Here is a 15,807-nt window from a genome sequence, read left to right as displayed (position 1 = left end):
GATTGTGCCGGCGGGGTCTCCCTGCTGCTTCACGCCACCTGCGCCAGCCATGTCTGGAGGCTTGCCTTTGCGCTGTGGCAGGCCTCTGTCAAATTTGCTCCCTGCGCCAGAGCACAGGCAAGAGCTGTAGCCAGGCTGCAGCCGGTGCCACGTTTGCCATGGGGAAGACGTGGCGCTGAAAAGGCGTGATGGGTCTGGGCGGTAAACAGATGATCAGTGCTTTGTGCACCTTGAGCATGGCCTCCCTTGATCAAAACCGCCGCAACGCCGCGGGCCAGAATTTGGTCAGCTTGATGTCTCATCCCATCCAGATCAGGTGTTACCCCGAGGGCGGGCGCACTTTCGCTGAGCCGGGCGCATTCTTCCAGGTTCGGGGTCAGGAGCGTTACGCGCGACAGCAGTGGTGCCAGCGATTGTGTCGACATCAGCTCGCCCCCCGAGGAGCTTTTGAGCACAGGATCTAGCACGATGGGGACCCCGGCAGGGAGACTGTCGGCCAGGCATGTTGCGGCTTCAGCCGTGCCAATCATGCCAATCTTGATTGCCCTAGGGATCTGTCCGCCGGGGTCAAAGGCTGCTGTGATCTGGGCCGAAATCACCTCCGGGGGGATGGGGTGTATGGCACGCAGCGCTTGATTGGTTTGCACCGTTACAGCGGTCACCACGGGGGCCACCGAACATTTCAGGCTGGTGGCCATGGCGATGTCCCGGCTGAGGCCTGCGCCTCCGCTGCTGTCAGTGCCGGCGATCACCAGAATGCGGCTCATGCCGGATCGCCCATAGCCAGAATTTCGATCTGGTCAAACCCCTGCGCTTGCAAGGCCCGGGCCGCGCGCCAGGCCCGCAGGCCAGAGCGGCAACATAAAACGGTTTTTTGTCTGGGGCAGAGATCTGCCCACGGCAGCTCTGCGGGTAAGAGGCGCCGCGCCTGAGCCATGGCCAGGAGCGGGGCTTCTGCCTTTGGGCGCAGATCAATCACCTGTGCTTCCTTTGGCACAAGGCCGGGACTGGTGAACCTCAAAATCTCCTTGGTTTCCGGTTCCGGCGCCCCATCAAAGCGGAAACTGCTTTGGGTGAGTTCTGCCATATCGATCTGCATCACCCCTCCCAAGGGCGAGGGCGCATGCCGCAACAGCGTCTTCAGCGCCATCTGCGCCTGCAAAGCGCCGATCATCCCAACCACGGGTCCCATCACTCCGGCACTGGCGCAGCTGGCGGCGGTCTCGGGCAGCTCTGGAAACAGGGCGCGCAGGGAGGGGGCCGTGCTGCAAAAGCCGCCGACGTACCCGCGCTGTGCCAGCACTGAGGCCGAGATCAGCGGTTTTTCTGCCGCCAGGCAGGCATCAGACAGGATATAGGAGGTGGCAAAACTATCTGCCGCATCCACTACCAGATCTGCCGAGCACAGATACCGCGTCACGTTTTCTGCGTCGAGGGCTTCGATATGGCTGTGCAGGTTTAGGTCGGGGCGGGCGGCCTGCAAATGTCGCCGTGCGGCTGCGGCTTTGGGCTGGCCGATATCCGCCATTGAGAACAGAACCTGGCGGTGCAGGTTGCTTTCTTCCACATGGTCGGGGTCCAGCAGGGTTAGAGTGCCAATGCCAGCCGCAGCCAGATATTGCAACACCGGTCCGCCCAGCCCGCCGGCGCCAATGACCAGAACATGGGCGCCGGCCAGGCGCGCCTGACCCTCAGCGCCGACTTCGGGCAGGATCATCTGGCGGGCATAGCGGGACATCAGGCGCAGGCCTCGGCCCATTGGCGGCAGCGCGCTTCCGGATCTTGGGCCAGCTGAATGTCCGTCACCACCGCCGCGCTATCTGCGCCAGCGGCAAAGACACCGGGCAGGCGATCGGGAGTGAGCCCGCCTATGGCGACCAGCGGGGTCTGGCCTGCGATCTGTTTCCAGCGGGTGACCCGTTCCAGCCCCTGCGGTGCCCATATCATTTTCTTCAATACGGTGGGATAGACCGGACCCAGCGCCACATAGGCCGGATCCTGCGAGAGGGCTCGCTCCAGCTCGGTCTCGTCATGGGTCGACAATCCATAGCGGATACCAGCGCGGCGCAGAGCCGCAAAATCTGCCGTCTCCATATCCTCTTGCCCCAAGTGGACGAAGTTACAGTTGAGATCCAGCGCCAGCTGCCAATAGTCATTGATGACCAGCTGGGCATTATGGACGGCGCAGAAGTCGCGGGCGCGGGCGATCTGGCGGCGTATTTCCGCTTCGGGTGCGTCCTTGATGCGCAGCTGCACCAGCTTGGCCCCCTGTGGGACCAGGAGTTCGAGACGGCCCACATGGCCGGTGATCAGGTAAAAACGCTGCATCATGCAAACTCCGCAAGGCCAAGTACAGGGGTCGAGGGCACGGCCATATCGCGCCGCGGCATCGGGTCGGCCTGATAGCCCATCTGCCCGGCTGTCACCGCCTGGGCCATGGCGCTGGCCATCTTGACCGGGTCGCCCGCTTTGGCCACTGCCGTGTTGAGCAGCACTGCATCCATGCCGAGTTCCATTGCCTGAGTGGCATCCGAGGGACGGCCAATGCCGGCATCCACAATCAGGGGCGTGTCGGGGAAATGCGCCCGCATGGCCTGCAGCCCATCCGGGTTGCGCAGGCCCTGACCGGATCCGATGGGCGCCCCCCAGGGCATCAACACATCACAGCCCGCCTGCAACAGGCGCTCGCCAACAATCAGATCTTCGGTGGTATAGGGAAAGACCTTGAAGCCATCTTCACTGAGAATGCGCGCCGCTTCAACCAGGCCAAAAACATCGGGCTGCAGGCTGTCGGCATGGCCGATCACTTCGAGCTTGATCCAATCGGTGTCAAAGATCTCGCGCGCCATCTGTGCTGTGGTCACGGCCTCCTGAACGGTGTGGCAGCCCGCTGTATTGGGCAGGATACGCGCGCCAGTCTCCTGCAGCATCTGCCAAAAGCCGGTGCCGGTTCCCTCCGAGGTCTCACGGCGCAGCGAGACGGTGATCACCTCGGATGAGCTGGCGGCGATGGCCGCACAGAGCACCTTGGGAGAGGGGTATTGCGCGGTGCCCAGAAACAGCCGCGAGTTCAGTTTGGTGCCATAGATTTCCATTCCTCATCCTCCCTGCATCGGGGCAAGCACTTCGATCCGGTCGCCCTCGTTCAGCGGTGTGGCGGCGCGTTTCGCGCGCGAAACAAAGGCGCCATTCAGCGCAGTTGCCAGGGCCTGGCTGGTCAGGCCCAGCTCGCGCATGGCCGCGTCCAAAGTGGTTGCCTGGATCTCGCGGGTTTCTGCATTGAGTGTGATTTTCATAGTGCCTCTTCTAATGCGATTTCGGGCAGCAAGTACCTGGCCGCGCGTTGGGCCATGGCCGGGGCCAGCAAAAATCCATGCCGGTAGAGCCCGTTGAGATGCAGCACCCCCTCCTGTTCGACCAGCTGGGGCAGATTGTCTGCAAAGGCCGGGCGTAGACCGGCCCCCAGCTCGACCACCTCGGCTTCGCCAAAACCCGGATGCAGGGCAAAGGCAGCACTCATCAGCTCGCTTAAAGAGCGCAGGCTGGGTGCGCGCGTCGAGGCGCTTTCGATCATGGTGCCACCGATCATGAAATGGCCGTCGCCCCGTGGCACCAGATAGAGCGGCATGCGCGGGTGCAGCAGGCGCAGGGTGCGGCTGATCTCAACCTCGGGGCAATGCAGTATGGCCATCTCGCCACGGACCGGGCGCAGGCCTGGCACAGCGGCCTTGATGCCGGTGCAATTCAGATCAACCCGGTTCGGGGCGGGGGTGTTATAGACGATCTCCGCGCCCAGATCGGTGACGACCCGACTGAGATCCGATAGGGCGCGGCGGGGATCCAGATGGGCTTCGCCTGCAAAAAACAGCCCCTGGGTGAAACGCCCCTCCAGACCCGGTTCAAGCGCCGCTATCTCTTCAGCACTCACGGCCCGATAGCCATGGGTGCGTTTGGCAAAGCGGGTGAGCTCGGCCCGGTCGCGGGCAGGTGCCATGACCAGCGTGCCGCGCCGATGCACCGGAGTGATCTTGGCCCACCACTCGAAGGCGCGGCTGCCGAGGGTGACAACCTCTTCCTCGGCACTCTCATACTCGCACCAAGGCGCCAGCATGCCGCCGGCAAAACGCGCCACACTGGCCTTGCCCGGGCCCGGACCCTGTTCAAAGATCCGCACCTTGGCGCCGCGCTGCAACAGCTCATATGCGGTAGCGAGGCCCGCAAGCCCCGCCCCCGCGATGGTGATCATGTCTCCGGGTCCATAGCCTTGTCGCCCGGGGCTGGCACATAGAGCTCGCCCCCTTCGCGGAACTTGGCGGCCATGGCCTCCATGCCCTCTTTCTGCGCTTCGGCGCGAATGTCATGGCTGATCCGCATTGAGCAAAACTTGGGCCCACACATAGAGCAGAAATGCGCCACCTTATGGGCCTCTTTGGGCAGGGTCTGGTCGTGGTAGTCCCGCGCGGTATCCGGATCCAGCGAGAGGTTGAACTGGTCCTCCCAGCGGAATTCAAACCGGGCACGGGACAACGCATCGTCGCGCCGCTGTGCTCCTGGCAGCCCCTTGGCCAGATCGGCGGCATGGGCGGCGATCTTATAGGTGATCACGCCAACCTTGACGTCATCGCGGTCCGGCAGGCCGAGGTGTTCCTTGGGGGTCACGTAGCAGAGCATGGCACAACCGAACCAGCCGATCATCGCCGCGCCAATGCCGCTGGTGATGTGGTCATAGCCCGGTGCAATATCGGTGGTGAGGGGGCCAAGCGTATAGAAAGGTGCCTCGTGGCAGCACTCCAGCTGCTTGTCCATGTTCTCCTTGATCTTGTGCATGGCCACATGGCCGGGGCCCTCGATCATCACCTGGCAGTCCTTGGCCCAGGCGATCTTTGTCAGCTCGCCCAGGGTCTCCAGCTCGGCGAACTGTGCCGCGTCATTGGCGTCGGCAATCGAACCGGGGCGCAACCCATCGCCGAGCGAGAAGGAGACGTCATATTTGCGGCAGATGTCGCAGATTTCCTCAAAATGCTCGTAGAGAAAGCTCTCTTTGTGGTGATGCAGGCACCATTTCGCCATGATCGACCCGCCACGCGACACGATCCCGGTCACACGTTCCACCGTCATCGGCACCATGTGCAGGCGCACACCGGCATGGATGGTGAAGTAGTCAACGCCCTGTTCGGCTTGTTCAATCAGCGTGTCGCGGAACACCTCCCAGGTCAGATCTTCGGCGATGCCATTCACCTTTTCCAGCGCCTGATACATCGGAACGGTGCCGATGGGCACGGGCGAGTTGCGCACGATCCATTCGCGCGTGTTATGGATGTTACGCCCTGTGGACAGATCCATCACCGTGTCCGCGCCCCAGCGGATCGACCAGACCAGCTTGTCGACTTCTTCCTCCATCGAGGAGCTCACGGCGGAGGTGCCCATATTGGCGTTGATCTTGACCAGAAAATTGCGGCCGATGATCATCGGTTCGATTTCTGGATGGTTGATATTTGCCGGGATGATGGCGCGGCCTGCAGCGATTTCTGAGCGGACAAATTCCGGGGTCACATAGTCGGGGATATTAGCGCCCCAATCATGGCCGTCGCGGTGACAGGGGGACAGCTCGCGCAACTGGTTCTCGCGGATGGCGACAAATTCCATTTCCGGCGTGATGATGCCGGCCCGGGCATAGGCCAGTTGGGTTGGGGCGGCATCGCCTTTGGCTCGCAATGGCGCAGGCTTTACCGGGAATTCGGGGGTGAGGCGATCGCCTTTGACAAAGCCATTGTCGGCCTCGGTGATCTCGCGGCCCTCATATGCCTCGACATCGCCACGGGCGCGGATCCAGTCTGCGCGCAGTGCAGGTAGGCCCTGACGGATGTCGGTGGTATGGCCGGGATCGGTATAGGGACCAGAGCTGTCATAGACCGTCAGCGGCGCTTCGCCTGCCGTAGGATGGGTCGAAATCTCGCGCATGGGCACCCGGATATCGGGGTGCAATTCGCCGGGGACATAGATCTTTTGCGAGGCGGGCAGGGCGCCTGTGGTGACCGCCGGGGTCGGGGCGGGGCTGGCTTTGTTCATTGTGGTGCTCCTCGAGCCAATACTCAAAAAAGTCACCAGATGAGGCTTGGCTGGGAGGCGCGGGGAGGATGTACGGCCCTCCCGGTTCGGTGCGCAGGCAAGGGGGAGTACAGTCCCGCAAGCAATGCGTCCTAGCTTCCTACGCCAGTGTCAACTGGGTCAGGTTCTAAGGGTCGCGTCGCCGGTCAGATTGCTCTGTCCTGTCAGCCTCTCAGTCCCCTCGGTGGGACTCCCCTGCGTAGGCTAAGACCTAGGGGAGGGGTGGGGTGAGCGTCAACATGTTTTTTAATAGATAAAAAATAGTAATATAAAATAATTAGTTAAATAGAAAGTTGATCATTATTGCCGCGTCGCAACATAAAGCCTTGGTGCTTGCGGTTAAATTATCTATAAAAATGACAGCCGGGCTTAGCGCCCTCGACCTCAACACTGTGACCCCTCAGGAGAGCCCATGCTGGACGCTGCCCCTATTCGAAACGACTGGACCCGCGCCGAAGCCGAAGAGATTTATAACAGGCCCTTCATGGATCTGCTGTTTCAGGCGCAGTCAGTGCACCGTCAGCACTATGATCCCAATCAGGTGCAGCGCTCCAAGCTGTTGAGCATCAAAACCGGTGGCTGCGCCGAGGATTGCGCCTATTGCTCTCAGTCTGCACGCAACGGCGCCAAGCTCTCGGCCTCCAAATTGATCGAAGTGGAGCGGGTGATTGCCGAGGCGCGCAAGGCCAAGGCGGGCGGTGCCACGCGCTATTGCATGGGGGCGGCTTGGCGCTCGCCCAAGGACCGCGACATGGCGGCGCTGGAGGCGATGATCGAAGGCGTCAAGGATCTCGGCATGGAGACCTGCATGACTCTGGGCATGCTGGATGACAACCAGGTCTTCCGGCTGCGCGACGCGGGTCTGGACTATTACAACCACAATATCGACACCTCTGAACGGTATTATTCCGAGATCATCACCACCCGTACCTTTGCGGATCGGATCGACACCCTGAATCGGGTGCGCGAGGCGGGCATGAAGGTCTGCGCCGGTGGCATCGTTGGCATGGGGGAGCAGCAGATGGACCGCATCGACATGATGCTGGCGCTGGCCACCCTAGAGGAACACCCGGATTCGGTGCCGGTGAACATGTTGATCCCGATGGCCGACACGCCGCTGGCCGATGTGGCCAAGCTGGACCCGATTGAGTTTGTCCGCACCATCGCGCTGGCGCGGATCCTGATGCCCAAATCCCACGTGCGGCTTTCGGCCGGGCGCACCGATATGTCGGATGAGCTGCAGGCCATGTGTTTCTTTGCCGGCGCCAATTCGATCTTTGTTGGTGACACATTGTTGACGGCGGATAACCCTGAGGAAGACAAGGATCAGATCCTGTTCGACAAGCTGGGCATCACCGCCATGGGCGTTGGCTCGGATGGCAGCCACGATGAGGCGCAGGCTGAGATCTGTCCGGGCAGCTCCGCCGAAACCCGCGAGGGGGCCTCGGCATGAGCGCGGTTTTCCCAGGCCACAGCGCCGGGCTGGAGGATCTGCGCGAGCAGGGGCGGTTCCGCCAGTTGATCCCGCGCGCGGGGCATGACTTTTCTTCCAATGATTATCTGGGGCTGGCACAAAGCCAGACCCTGAAAACAGCGGCGCTGGAGGCGCTGGAGCGCGGCGTGCCTGTGGGCGCAGGCGGTTCGCGTCTGCTGCGCGGCAATGCGGAGGAGCATATCGCGCTGGAAGCCGAGGCGGCGGCGTTTTTTGGCACCGAGGCGGCGCTGTTTATGGGCGGCGGCTTTAATGCCAATCAGGCAATCTTCTCGACCCTGCCGCAGCGGGGCGATCTGGTGCTCTATGATGCGCTGATCCATGCCAGCACTCATGATGGTATGCGTCTGGGCCGGGGCGAAAGCCGCAGCTTCATTCACAACAGCCCCGCAGATGCGGCGGCGCAGATTGCCAGCTGGCGCGCCGAAGGTGGCAGCGGTCAGATCTGGATCGCGGTGGAATCTGTCTACTCAATGGAGGGCACATTGGCGCCCTTGCCGGAGTTTGCAGCGCTGGCGAAGCGCGAGGCGGCGGTTCTGGTGGTGGATGAGGCCCATGCCTCCGGATTGTTTGGGGATCTGGGCCGGGGTCTGGCGCATGACTATGCGCAGAACCCCTGGGTGCTGACACTGCATACCTGTGGCAAGGGCCTCGGCGTGTCTGGTGCGCTGATCTGCGGGGCGCAGGTACTGATCGAATTCCTGGTCAATCGCGGCCGCGGCTTTATCTTTGCCACGGCACCTTCGCCGCTGAATGCGGCCCTGGTACGGGTGGCGCTGCGCGATCTGGCCGAGAACGCCGGGCGACGCGCGCGCGCCTGGGATCTGATTACCCATGCCCATAGCGAGGCCACCCGGCTGTGTGGGATCAGCGGCTATCAGAGCCAGATCCTGCCGGTGGTGATTGGTGAGGACAAGCCGACCATGGCCTTGGCTGAACGGATACAGGCGCAGGGCTTTGACGTGCGCGGCATTCGCCCGCCCACGGTGCCCAAGGGCACCTCACGGTTGCGGATTTCGCTGACCGGCACCCTGACAAAACCCGTAATCACCGAGCTGTTTGAGACTCTGGCGGCCGAGCTGGCGCAGTCAAACCTGCAACCCTATGCGCTGGATCAGGTTGCATGAATGCCCTGGTGGTGACTGGGACCGATACCGGCATCGGTAAAACCATCTTTTCTGCCGGTCTGGTGCAGGCGCTCGCAGCCAGCTACTGGAAACCGGTTCAATCGGGCCTGGAAGAGGAAACCGACAGCCAGATCGTGGCGCGGCTTTCCGGTGTTACACCGTTGTCTGAGGGCTATCTGCTGCAAATGCCCGCCTCGCCACATCTATCGGCCGAGGCCGAAGGGATGGTGATTGACCCCGATAGGCTCAGGCTGCCGCAGGTGGACGGGCCTTTGGTGGTCGAAGGGGCAGGCGGGCTGATGGTGCCGCTGAATCGAGAAACGCTTTACCTTGATCTCTTTGCCCGTTGGGGCGCCCCGGTGATCCTGTGCGCGCGCACGCAACTGGGCACCATCAATCACACGCTTTTGTCGCTTAAGGCGCTGCGCGATGCGGGCTGTGATGCGGTGGGGGTGGCCTTCATTGGCGATGCTGAGCCAGATGTCGAGGAAACCATCCGGCAGTTTGGCAAGGTGCCGCATCTGGGGCGGTTGCCGATGATGGACACTTTGAACAACGAGGTCCTCGCAGAGGTTTTTGCGCAGAACATCAATCTGGACCTGATAAGGGAGGCGCTGTGATGAGTGCATCGGATCTCAGTCAGCTGGAGTTTGACCAGCAGCACCTCTGGCATCCCTATACCAATGTCGCCAAACCCGGTCCCACCTTTGTGGTGAAAGAGAGCGAAGGGGTGCATATCACCCTGGAGGATGGCACCCGGCTGATTGACGCCATGTCTTCTTGGTGGTGCATGATGCATGGGCATCGCAACCCAGCCATCACAAGCGCCATCCATGATCAGCTGGAACGCCTGCCACATGTGATGTTCGGCGGGTTGACCCATGATCCGGCCATCGACCTGGGGCGCAAGCTGCTGGAGATCACCCCCCAAAGCCTGACGCGGATCTTCTATTGCGATTCCGGCTCGGTCTCGGTTGAGGTGGCGATGAAGATGGCGGTGCAGTACCAGCATGCCAAAGGATTTGCCGGGCGCAGTCAGTTTGCCACCACACGCTCGGGCTATCACGGCGACACCTGGAAGGCGATGAGCGTCTGCGACCCGGACACCGGCATGCACCACCTGTTTCAGGGCGCGCTGAGTGTGCAGCATTTTGTTTCGCGTCCGCCAATCCCCATGGCAGCGCCCTGGACGGACGATCCAGATCACAATGGGTTGGGCGAACTGCGTGCTGTGCTGGAGGCCAATGCCGATAAGATCGCCGGCTTTATCCTTGAACCCGTGGTGCAGGGCACTGGCGGCATGTATTTCTACCATCCCGAATACCTTAACCAGGCGCGCGCGCTCTGTGATGAGCTGGGCATCCTGTTGATCTTTGACGAAATCGCCACCGGCTTTGGTCGCACAGGCGAGCTGTTTGCCACTGATTTTTGCTCTGTCGAGCCGGATATCATCTGCCTTGGCAAGGGGCTGACGGGCGGGCATATCTCCTTTGCCTGCACCATGACCAATGATCGCGTTGCGCTGGGCATTGGCCACGGCTCCCCGGGGATCTTTATGCATGGGCCCACCTATATGGCCAATCCACTGGCCTGCGCGGCGGCCAAGGCGGCGCTGGATCTGCTGACAGCGCAAGACTGGCGTGCACGGGTGGCAGAGATCTCTGCCCAGCTGGTTCAGGAATTGGAGCCTGCGCGGGCCTTGCCAAATGTGCGCGATGTCCGGGTTTTGGGCGCGATTGGCGTCATCGAGATGAACCATGTGGTGTCGGCAGATGCCGCGCATGCTCTGGCGCATGAGATGGGCGTCTTTCTGCGCCCCTTTGGCAAGAATATCTACACAATGCCGCCCTTTGTGACGTCCCCTGAGCAGTTAAGCGAGATTACCGCCGGAATGCTGCATCTGGCAGGCGCGCTATAAGCGTCGAAGCTGCTGATGACATCACGCCCTGATCATAGCCGGTTTCGCGTCTGTGATCGGGGGGGGCTGGTAGAGGTGAGACGAGGTTTTCCCTGTAATGGGGACAGCCCTGGCGGCCGCCGTGGGAGATTCATTTGTTGGTTTTCCATTTAGCAAATTGAACAAAGGATCAAGAAGTCTGCCGGAAAATGCCGCAATTACTTGAAAATGAGTCGCAAAGCGTTCAAAAACTTGTGGCATACCCGGCCACACTCAGAGATATTGCCAGGGTCTGACCTCGTCTCATGACAAGAGGGTGCCGACCCTCTGCGCCCATTGGGTCCTATGAGCCGTGAGGCTCCTCAAAAATTCACCCAGCTGATCCAGCGGTCGGTTGGGCATAAATACAGGGAAATCAACAATGAAAAAGACAACATTTGCATGCCTTCTGGGCGCGGCGTCACTGGTAGCGGGAACCGCCCAGGCGGCAGAGATGGGGGCTGTAGATCAGCCGATCAAGCTGGCGGTCAACGAGTGGACCGGGCAGCACGTGACCACCCATATCGCCGGTGAGATGCTGAAGGCCGCCGGTTATAAGGTGGAATATGTCACCGCCGGCATGATGAACCAGTTCCAGGCGATTGCCGATGGTGAGATCCACGCGACGCTGGAAATCTGGTCTTCAAACGTTTCCGATGAATATGCCAACAAGGTTGCCGAAGGCACCGTTGTTGAACTGGGCGATCTGGAGTTGGCAGCCAAGGAAGGCATCGCATATCCCGCCCATGTGGCTGAACTTTGCCCCGGTCTGCCTGCCTGGGAAGCGCTGAAGGCCTGTGCGCCGCTTTTTGCCACGGCTGAAACCCTGCCCTCTGGCCGCTTGGTTGACTATCCTGCGGATTGGGGCACCCCCGGTGCGGACCGGATGACCGGGCTGGAGCTGCCCTTCAAAGCGGTTCCTGCGGGGTCCGAGGGCGCTTTGATTGCCGAGCTGCGCGCCTCGACCGAGCGTAAAACACCGCTGCTGATCACCTTCTGGCAGCCCCATTGGGCGATGTCTGCCTATGATGTGCAGTTTGTTGACCTGCCCGTCGGCGAAGAGGCCTGCTTCAATGATCCAGCCTGGGGTCCAAACCCCAATGCCGTAAACGACTGTGACTTTGCACCTTCGCGCATCTTCAAGGCGGCCTGGTCCGGTACTGCGGAAACATGGCCTGCGGCTTTTGAAATCCTGTCCAACTATACACTGGCAGTAGAAGCGCAGCAGCCAATGATGGGCGCGGTCGATGTAGATGGCGGCAAGGTCGAAGAGGTTGTTGCAGCCTGGATGGCGGCCAATGAGGACAGCTGGCGCCCGGTTGTTGACGCTGCCACCAAGTGAGTGCCGTGAGCGGTTCCGATACACCCGCCATTTCTTGCCAGAACGTCTGGCAAGTCTTTGGCGAGAATGCAGACAGCGCCTTGAAACAGGCGCTGTCGCAACATGCATCAGCAGATGAGGTCTCTGCGGCCCTGCGCGCTCAGGGGCTCGTGCCTGCGGTGCAGGATGCCAATTTTGACGTCAAGGAAGGCGAGCTCTTTGTCATCATGGGGCTTTCCGGCTCGGGCAAATCGACGCTGATCCGTTGTATTTCGCAGCTGCTGCCTGCCTCAAACGGAGAAATCCGCATTGAGGGCGAGGACATCGTCTCTGCCAGCAAGGCCCGCCTGATCGAGCTGCGCCGCAAGACCCTGGGCATGGTGTTTCAGCACTTTGGCCTGTTTCCTCATATGACCGTGGCCGAGAATGTCGCCTATCCGCTCAAGGTGCAGGGTGTGAAGAAAAAGGCCCGCCTGGCCAAGGCGAAAGAGGTGATTGATCTGGTTGACCTGGGCGGGCGCGAAGATCGCTTCCCACGCGAACTATCAGGTGGGCAGCGCCAGCGGGTTGGCATTGCCCGTTCCCTGGTTGCGGATTGTTCCGTCTGGTTCCTGGATGAGCCCTTTTCGGCGTTGGATCCGCTGATCCGTCGCCAGTTGCAGGATGAATTCCTGGATATTCAGGCCAAGCTGAAAACCACGATCGTTTTTATCACTCATGACATCAACGAGGCGCTGAAGCTGGCGGATCGTATTGCCATCATGCGCGATGGCAAAATCGTGCAGATCGGCACCCCGGCGGATATCGTGCTCAATCCGGTGGATGACTACGTGCGCGAGTTCTCCAAAGACGTGGCCAAGGGGCGCCATGCCAAGGTGGCTTCGGTGATGCAGGATCCCGAACACCACCACTACGGCGCTGATGATCCCGGGCTGCGGCGCGACATGACACTGGATGCGGCGCTGGCGCGCTGTATGGATCTCTATGAACCAGTGCCGGTGCGCTGTGCGGCTGGCAAACTGGTTGGGGTCATCAACCCGTCGGATCTGGCGGCGGCCCTGCAGGTGGAAACCGAACAATGAGTCGCACCGGTCTAGCAAGTCTGAGCAAGGGCAGCCTCGCGGCCCTGGGGGCTGTCATTGTTGGCGCGGTCTGTTTGCTGCTCGAAGGGCTGTTGCCCTGGCTCACCACCTTTCCCAAGGATTGGGTGCTGCCTGCAACTGAAGCCGTGGGGGCTGGCGTCAAGAGCGGACTGACCTTTCTGAAACCCGCCGCGCGGCTGTTTTCGACCCTGATGGCCTATCCGATGGAGGCGATGAACTCTGTGCTGGCCTCGGTGCCTTGGCCCCTGCTGATTGCGGCGACTGTGGCGCTGGGCTGGCGTCTGGGCGGGATCAAGATGGCCGCGATGGCTGCAATCGGGTTGGGGCTGGTTTTGGCCTCTGGCTATTGGCCGCAGGGGATGAATACCCTGGCACTGGTGGCGGTCTCGGTGCCTCTGGCCCTGGTGGTTGGGGCTGGAATTGGCATTCTGGCCAATGAGTTTCCCCGCCTGCGGGGACCCGTCCAGGCGCTTTTGGATGTAATGCAAACGGTGCCAACCTTTGCCTATCTGACACCACTCTTGGTGCTCTTTGGCTTTGGTCCGGTTGTTGGTCTAATTGCCTCGGCGATCTATGCGGCGCCGCCCATGGCACGCAATGTGCTTTTGGGGCTGCAACGGGTCGAACCCGAAGTGAAAGAGGCCGCTGTCATGGCCGGTGGCACCCGCTTTCAACAGCTGTTTCAGGTCGAGATCCCGGCCGCCAAGGTGCAGATCATGGTGGGGGTCAATCAATGCCTGATGGCGGCCCTGTCGATGGTAATCATTGCTGCCGTCATTGGCGGTTTCAATGACATCGGTTGGGAAGTGCTCTTGACTATGCGCAAGGCCCAGTTTGGTCCTGCCATGCTGGCCGGTGCAGTGATCGTGATCTTTGCCATCCTGATCGACCGGATGAGCGCGACTTTGGCGCAGGAGCGTCGTCAGCTCTGGGATGGGCGGGTCTCGCTGGCCATTCTGGCGCTGGGGGCACTGGTCAGCCTGCTGTTCTGGAGCCGCATTGGGGATCCCGGCAGCTATCAGATGCTGACCCCGGTGGCGGATGGGCTGGACAGCTGGCTCACTGATTTCACCCGCAGCAATGCCGAGGCGCTGAACAGCTTCAAGAATGGTGTCATGTTCTATGTGCTGCTGCCGCTGCGCATCGGTCTGGATCAGGCGATCCTGCCCTTTACCTGGGGTTTTCAGTGGACCCCGGCGATGAGCCTCTGGGTCTTTGCTGCCGCAGCCGTGGCGGCCGTGGCTTTGGCCCTGCGCGGGCAGCTGACTCTGGGTCTGGTGGTGCTGGTTGCGGCGGGTATTCTGGAAACCGGCGTGTCGCAATTGCCCTGGCCCTTTGTGCTGGTTGGCGCGGCGGCCCTGTCCTGGGTTGCTGGTGGTCCTCGTCTTGCGATGTTGTCGCTGGTTCTGCTGGTCACTATTCTGGTTTCGGGCCTGTGGGAGCGCGCGCTTCTCTCGCTTTATCTGTCCGGCGCGGCGGTCTTTGCCTGCGCGGTTCTGGGCGGCGGCATCGGCTTGCTCAGCGCGGTTTCACCCATGGCCTGGCGTCTGGTGCGGCCGATCTGCGACATGCTGCAGACCATTCCGCTGTTTGTCTTTCTGATCCCGGTGCTGATGGTGTTTCAGATTGGCGAATTCTCGGCCTTCTTGGCGATCATTGCCTATGCGGTGGTGCCGATGATCCGCTACACGCGGCAGGGGCTGATCTCGACCCCGGATGAGATGATCGAAGCCGCTACTGCCTCGGGGGCGACCCGTTGGCAGATGATGCGGGATGTGCGCGCGCCCTATGCGGCACCGACTATTCTGCTGGGGCTCAATCAGACCATTCTCTATGCCTTTGCTATGCTGGTGATTGCGGCGCTGATCGGCACCACCGGTCTGGGCCAGTCGATCTATCTGGCGCTGGGGCAAGCGGATGTGGGCCTGGGTATTTCAGCAGGGGCGGCCATGGCGATCCTGGCGCTGATTGCGGATCGCATCGTCCAGGGCTTTGCGGAAGAACGCAAACGCGCGCTTGGCCTGTAAATCTCTGGCTTGCGCCCTCGATCTGGGGCGCAGGAAGACCGCTCTGGTGCCGGGGCAGAATTGCGGGTAGCAATTGGGCCGCAACTGAAAACCACTGTTGAGAGGGCAAGTGATGCATCTGGCCTATGTCATGACCGAAACCCGTGGCGGCACCGATCGGCTGCTCAGCAGCCTGGCAGAGGCGCTGCATGCCAAAGGCATTGCCCTGGCGGGCATTGTGCAAACCAATACCGAATGCAGCGATGATACGCTTTGCGATATGGATGTGCGGGTGCTGCCCGCGGGGGAGACCATTCGCATTTCGCAATCCCTAGGCGCAGGTGCCCGCGGCTGCCGGTTGAACCCCGAGGCGCTGGAGCAGGCTGTGGGGCAGGTGACCAGCAGCCTGAACGCTACGCCGCGCCCGCAGGTGCTGATCGTCAACAAATTTGGCAAGCACGAAGCGGATGGGCGCGGCATGCGCCCAGTCATCGGCGAGGCCCTGGCCCAGGGCATGGTCGTTGTCTCTGGCGTCAACCGCATGAATGTCGAGCCTTTCAAAGCCTTTTCCGACGGCATGGCCGTGCAGGGGGCAAGTGATCTCAATGGGCTGGTTGCCTGGGTCGAACAGGCCCTTGCTGAGGGGTGAACCCCTCCTTCGCTGGCGCTTTGTGCAGGTCTGACAAATGGGATCCCAGAGCTCATTGGTGGTAT

Annotated in this window: 15 protein-coding genes and 1 riboswitch; of the genes, 8 read left to right on the top strand and 7 right to left on the bottom strand. The window is 61.4% G+C overall.

The features are described from left to right. Window positions 1-29: 29 nt before the first annotated feature. Genes AN476_RS08235 through thiC form a run of 7 tightly spaced genes read right to left on the bottom strand, consistent with a single transcriptional unit; the run spans window position 30 to window position 6,069 of the window. Window positions 30-767: a hydroxymethylpyrimidine/phosphomethylpyrimidine kinase gene (locus AN476_RS08235; RefSeq protein WP_054460611.1), complete on the bottom strand. Its 738-nt coding sequence runs from the start codon at window positions 765-767 to the stop codon at window positions 30-32. Continuing rightward, window positions 764-1,738: a HesA/MoeB/ThiF family protein gene (locus AN476_RS08230; protein WP_172684808.1), complete on the bottom strand. Its 975-nt coding sequence runs from the start codon at window positions 1,736-1,738 to the stop codon at window positions 764-766. The genes AN476_RS08235 and AN476_RS08230 overlap by 4 nt, the downstream gene beginning before the upstream one ends. Next, window positions 1,738-2,328 (bottom strand): thiamine phosphate synthase, encoded by a 591-nt coding sequence (locus AN476_RS08225; RefSeq protein WP_054460772.1) that lies wholly within the window; start codon window positions 2,326-2,328, stop codon window positions 1,738-1,740. The genes AN476_RS08230 and AN476_RS08225 overlap by 1 nt, the downstream gene beginning before the upstream one ends. Beyond that, window positions 2,328-3,095 (bottom strand): thiazole synthase, encoded by a 768-nt coding sequence (locus AN476_RS08220; RefSeq protein ID WP_054460607.1) that lies wholly within the window; start codon window positions 3,093-3,095, stop codon window positions 2,328-2,330. Before AN476_RS08220 ends, AN476_RS08225 begins: the two co-directional genes overlap by 1 nt. Window positions 3,096-3,098: 3 nt before the next feature. Beyond that, on the bottom strand, window positions 3,099-3,296 hold the full coding sequence (thiS, locus tag AN476_RS08215) for a sulfur carrier protein ThiS (RefSeq protein ID WP_054460606.1): 198 nt from the start codon (window positions 3,294-3,296) through the stop codon (window positions 3,099-3,101). Then, window positions 3,293-4,246, bottom strand: a complete 954-nt coding sequence (locus AN476_RS08210) for an FAD-dependent oxidoreductase (RefSeq protein WP_054460604.1) — start codon at window positions 4,244-4,246, stop codon at window positions 3,293-3,295. Before AN476_RS08210 ends, thiS begins: the two co-directional genes overlap by 4 nt. Next, complete coding sequence (thiC, locus tag AN476_RS08205; protein ID WP_054460602.1) at window positions 4,243-6,069, bottom strand: phosphomethylpyrimidine synthase ThiC; 1,827 nt, start codon at window positions 6,067-6,069, stop codon at window positions 4,243-4,245. The genes AN476_RS08210 and thiC overlap by 4 nt, the downstream gene beginning before the upstream one ends. A gap of 119 nt (window positions 6,070-6,188) precedes the next feature. Continuing rightward, window positions 6,189-6,315, bottom strand: a riboswitch (TPP riboswitch). A gap of 205 nt (window positions 6,316-6,520) precedes the next feature. Here thiC and bioB point away from each other — a divergent pair. The 8 genes from bioB (at window position 6,521) to AN476_RS08165 (ending at window position 15,742) form a co-directional block, all read left to right on the top strand. Continuing rightward, window positions 6,521-7,561, top strand: a complete 1,041-nt coding sequence (gene bioB, locus AN476_RS08200) for a biotin synthase BioB (RefSeq protein ID WP_054460600.1) — start codon at window positions 6,521-6,523, stop codon at window positions 7,559-7,561. Then, window positions 7,558-8,727, top strand: a complete 1,170-nt coding sequence (locus tag AN476_RS08195) for an 8-amino-7-oxononanoate synthase (protein ID WP_054460598.1) — start codon at window positions 7,558-7,560, stop codon at window positions 8,725-8,727. Before bioB ends, AN476_RS08195 begins: the two co-directional genes overlap by 4 nt. Next, a complete protein-coding gene (gene bioD, locus AN476_RS08190) occupies window positions 8,724-9,347 on the top strand; it encodes a dethiobiotin synthase (RefSeq protein WP_054460596.1) in 624 nt (207 codons plus the stop codon). Before AN476_RS08195 ends, bioD begins: the two co-directional genes overlap by 4 nt. Then, on the top strand, window positions 9,347-10,645 hold the full coding sequence (bioA, locus tag AN476_RS08185; RefSeq protein ID WP_054460594.1) for an adenosylmethionine--8-amino-7-oxononanoate transaminase: 1,299 nt from the start codon (window positions 9,347-9,349) through the stop codon (window positions 10,643-10,645). Before bioD ends, bioA begins: the two co-directional genes overlap by 1 nt. A gap of 400 nt (window positions 10,646-11,045) precedes the next feature. Beyond that, window positions 11,046-12,005 carry an ABC transporter substrate-binding protein gene (locus AN476_RS08180; RefSeq protein WP_054460592.1) on the top strand — a complete coding sequence of 320 codons (960 nt, stop codon included), beginning with the start codon at window positions 11,046-11,048 and terminating at the stop codon, window positions 12,003-12,005. Window positions 12,006-12,010: 5 nt separating this feature from the next. Then, the gene (locus tag AN476_RS08175) at window positions 12,011-13,066 is read left to right on the top strand and encodes a glycine betaine/L-proline ABC transporter ATP-binding protein (protein ID WP_054460770.1); all 1,056 of its coding nucleotides are present in this window, start codon (window positions 12,011-12,013) and stop codon (window positions 13,064-13,066) included. Continuing rightward, window positions 13,063-15,114 (top strand): proline/glycine betaine ABC transporter permease, encoded by a 2,052-nt coding sequence (locus tag AN476_RS08170; protein ID WP_054460590.1) that lies wholly within the window; start codon window positions 13,063-13,065, stop codon window positions 15,112-15,114. Before AN476_RS08175 ends, AN476_RS08170 begins: the two co-directional genes overlap by 4 nt. 112 nt (window positions 15,115-15,226) lie before the next feature. Then, window positions 15,227-15,742, top strand: coding sequence for a DUF2478 domain-containing protein (locus AN476_RS08165; RefSeq protein ID WP_054460588.1), 516 nt, complete (start codon window positions 15,227-15,229; stop codon window positions 15,740-15,742). Window positions 15,743-15,807: the final 65 nt, after the last annotated feature.

Source organism: Phaeobacter sp. 11ANDIMAR09 (genome assembly GCF_001294455.1).
In the GTDB taxonomy this organism is placed as follows: Bacteria; Pseudomonadota; Alphaproteobacteria; order Rhodobacterales; family Rhodobacteraceae; genus Pseudophaeobacter.
The sequence above is the reverse complement of the archived record's forward strand: the minus strand, read 5'-3'. Positions and strand labels throughout refer to the sequence as shown.

Coding starts and splice junctions, on each gene's coding strand:
- bioA (WP_054460594.1), top strand. CDS start 9,347: ATGAGTGCATCGGATCTCAGTCAGCTGGAGTTTGACCAGCAGCACCTC.
- AN476_RS08195 (WP_054460598.1), top strand. CDS start 7,558: ATGAGCGCGGTTTTCCCAGGCCACAGCGCCGGGCTGGAGGATCTGCGC.
- bioB (WP_054460600.1), top strand. CDS start 6,521: ATGCTGGACGCTGCCCCTATTCGAAACGACTGGACCCGCGCCGAAGCC.
- AN476_RS08230 (WP_172684808.1), bottom strand. CDS start 1,738: ATGTCCCGCTATGCCCGCCAGATGATCCTGCCCGAAGTCGGCGCTGAG.
- thiS (WP_054460606.1), bottom strand. CDS start 3,296: ATGAAAATCACACTCAATGCAGAAACCCGCGAGATCCAGGCAACCACT.
- AN476_RS08180 (WP_054460592.1), top strand. CDS start 11,046: ATGAAAAAGACAACATTTGCATGCCTTCTGGGCGCGGCGTCACTGGTA.
- thiC (WP_054460602.1), bottom strand. CDS start 6,069: ATGAACAAAGCCAGCCCCGCCCCGACCCCGGCGGTCACCACAGGCGCC.
- AN476_RS08165 (WP_054460588.1), top strand. CDS start 15,227: ATGCATCTGGCCTATGTCATGACCGAAACCCGTGGCGGCACCGATCGG.
- AN476_RS08170 (WP_054460590.1), top strand. CDS start 13,063: ATGAGTCGCACCGGTCTAGCAAGTCTGAGCAAGGGCAGCCTCGCGGCC.
- AN476_RS08225 (WP_054460772.1), bottom strand. CDS start 2,328: ATGCAGCGTTTTTACCTGATCACCGGCCATGTGGGCCGTCTCGAACTC.
- AN476_RS08235 (WP_054460611.1), bottom strand. CDS start 767: ATGAGCCGCATTCTGGTGATCGCCGGCACTGACAGCAGCGGAGGCGCA.
- AN476_RS08210 (WP_054460604.1), bottom strand. CDS start 4,246: ATGATCACCATCGCGGGGGCGGGGCTTGCGGGCCTCGCTACCGCATAT.
- bioD (WP_054460596.1), top strand. CDS start 8,724: ATGAATGCCCTGGTGGTGACTGGGACCGATACCGGCATCGGTAAAACC.
- AN476_RS08220 (WP_054460607.1), bottom strand. CDS start 3,095: ATGGAAATCTATGGCACCAAACTGAACTCGCGGCTGTTTCTGGGCACC.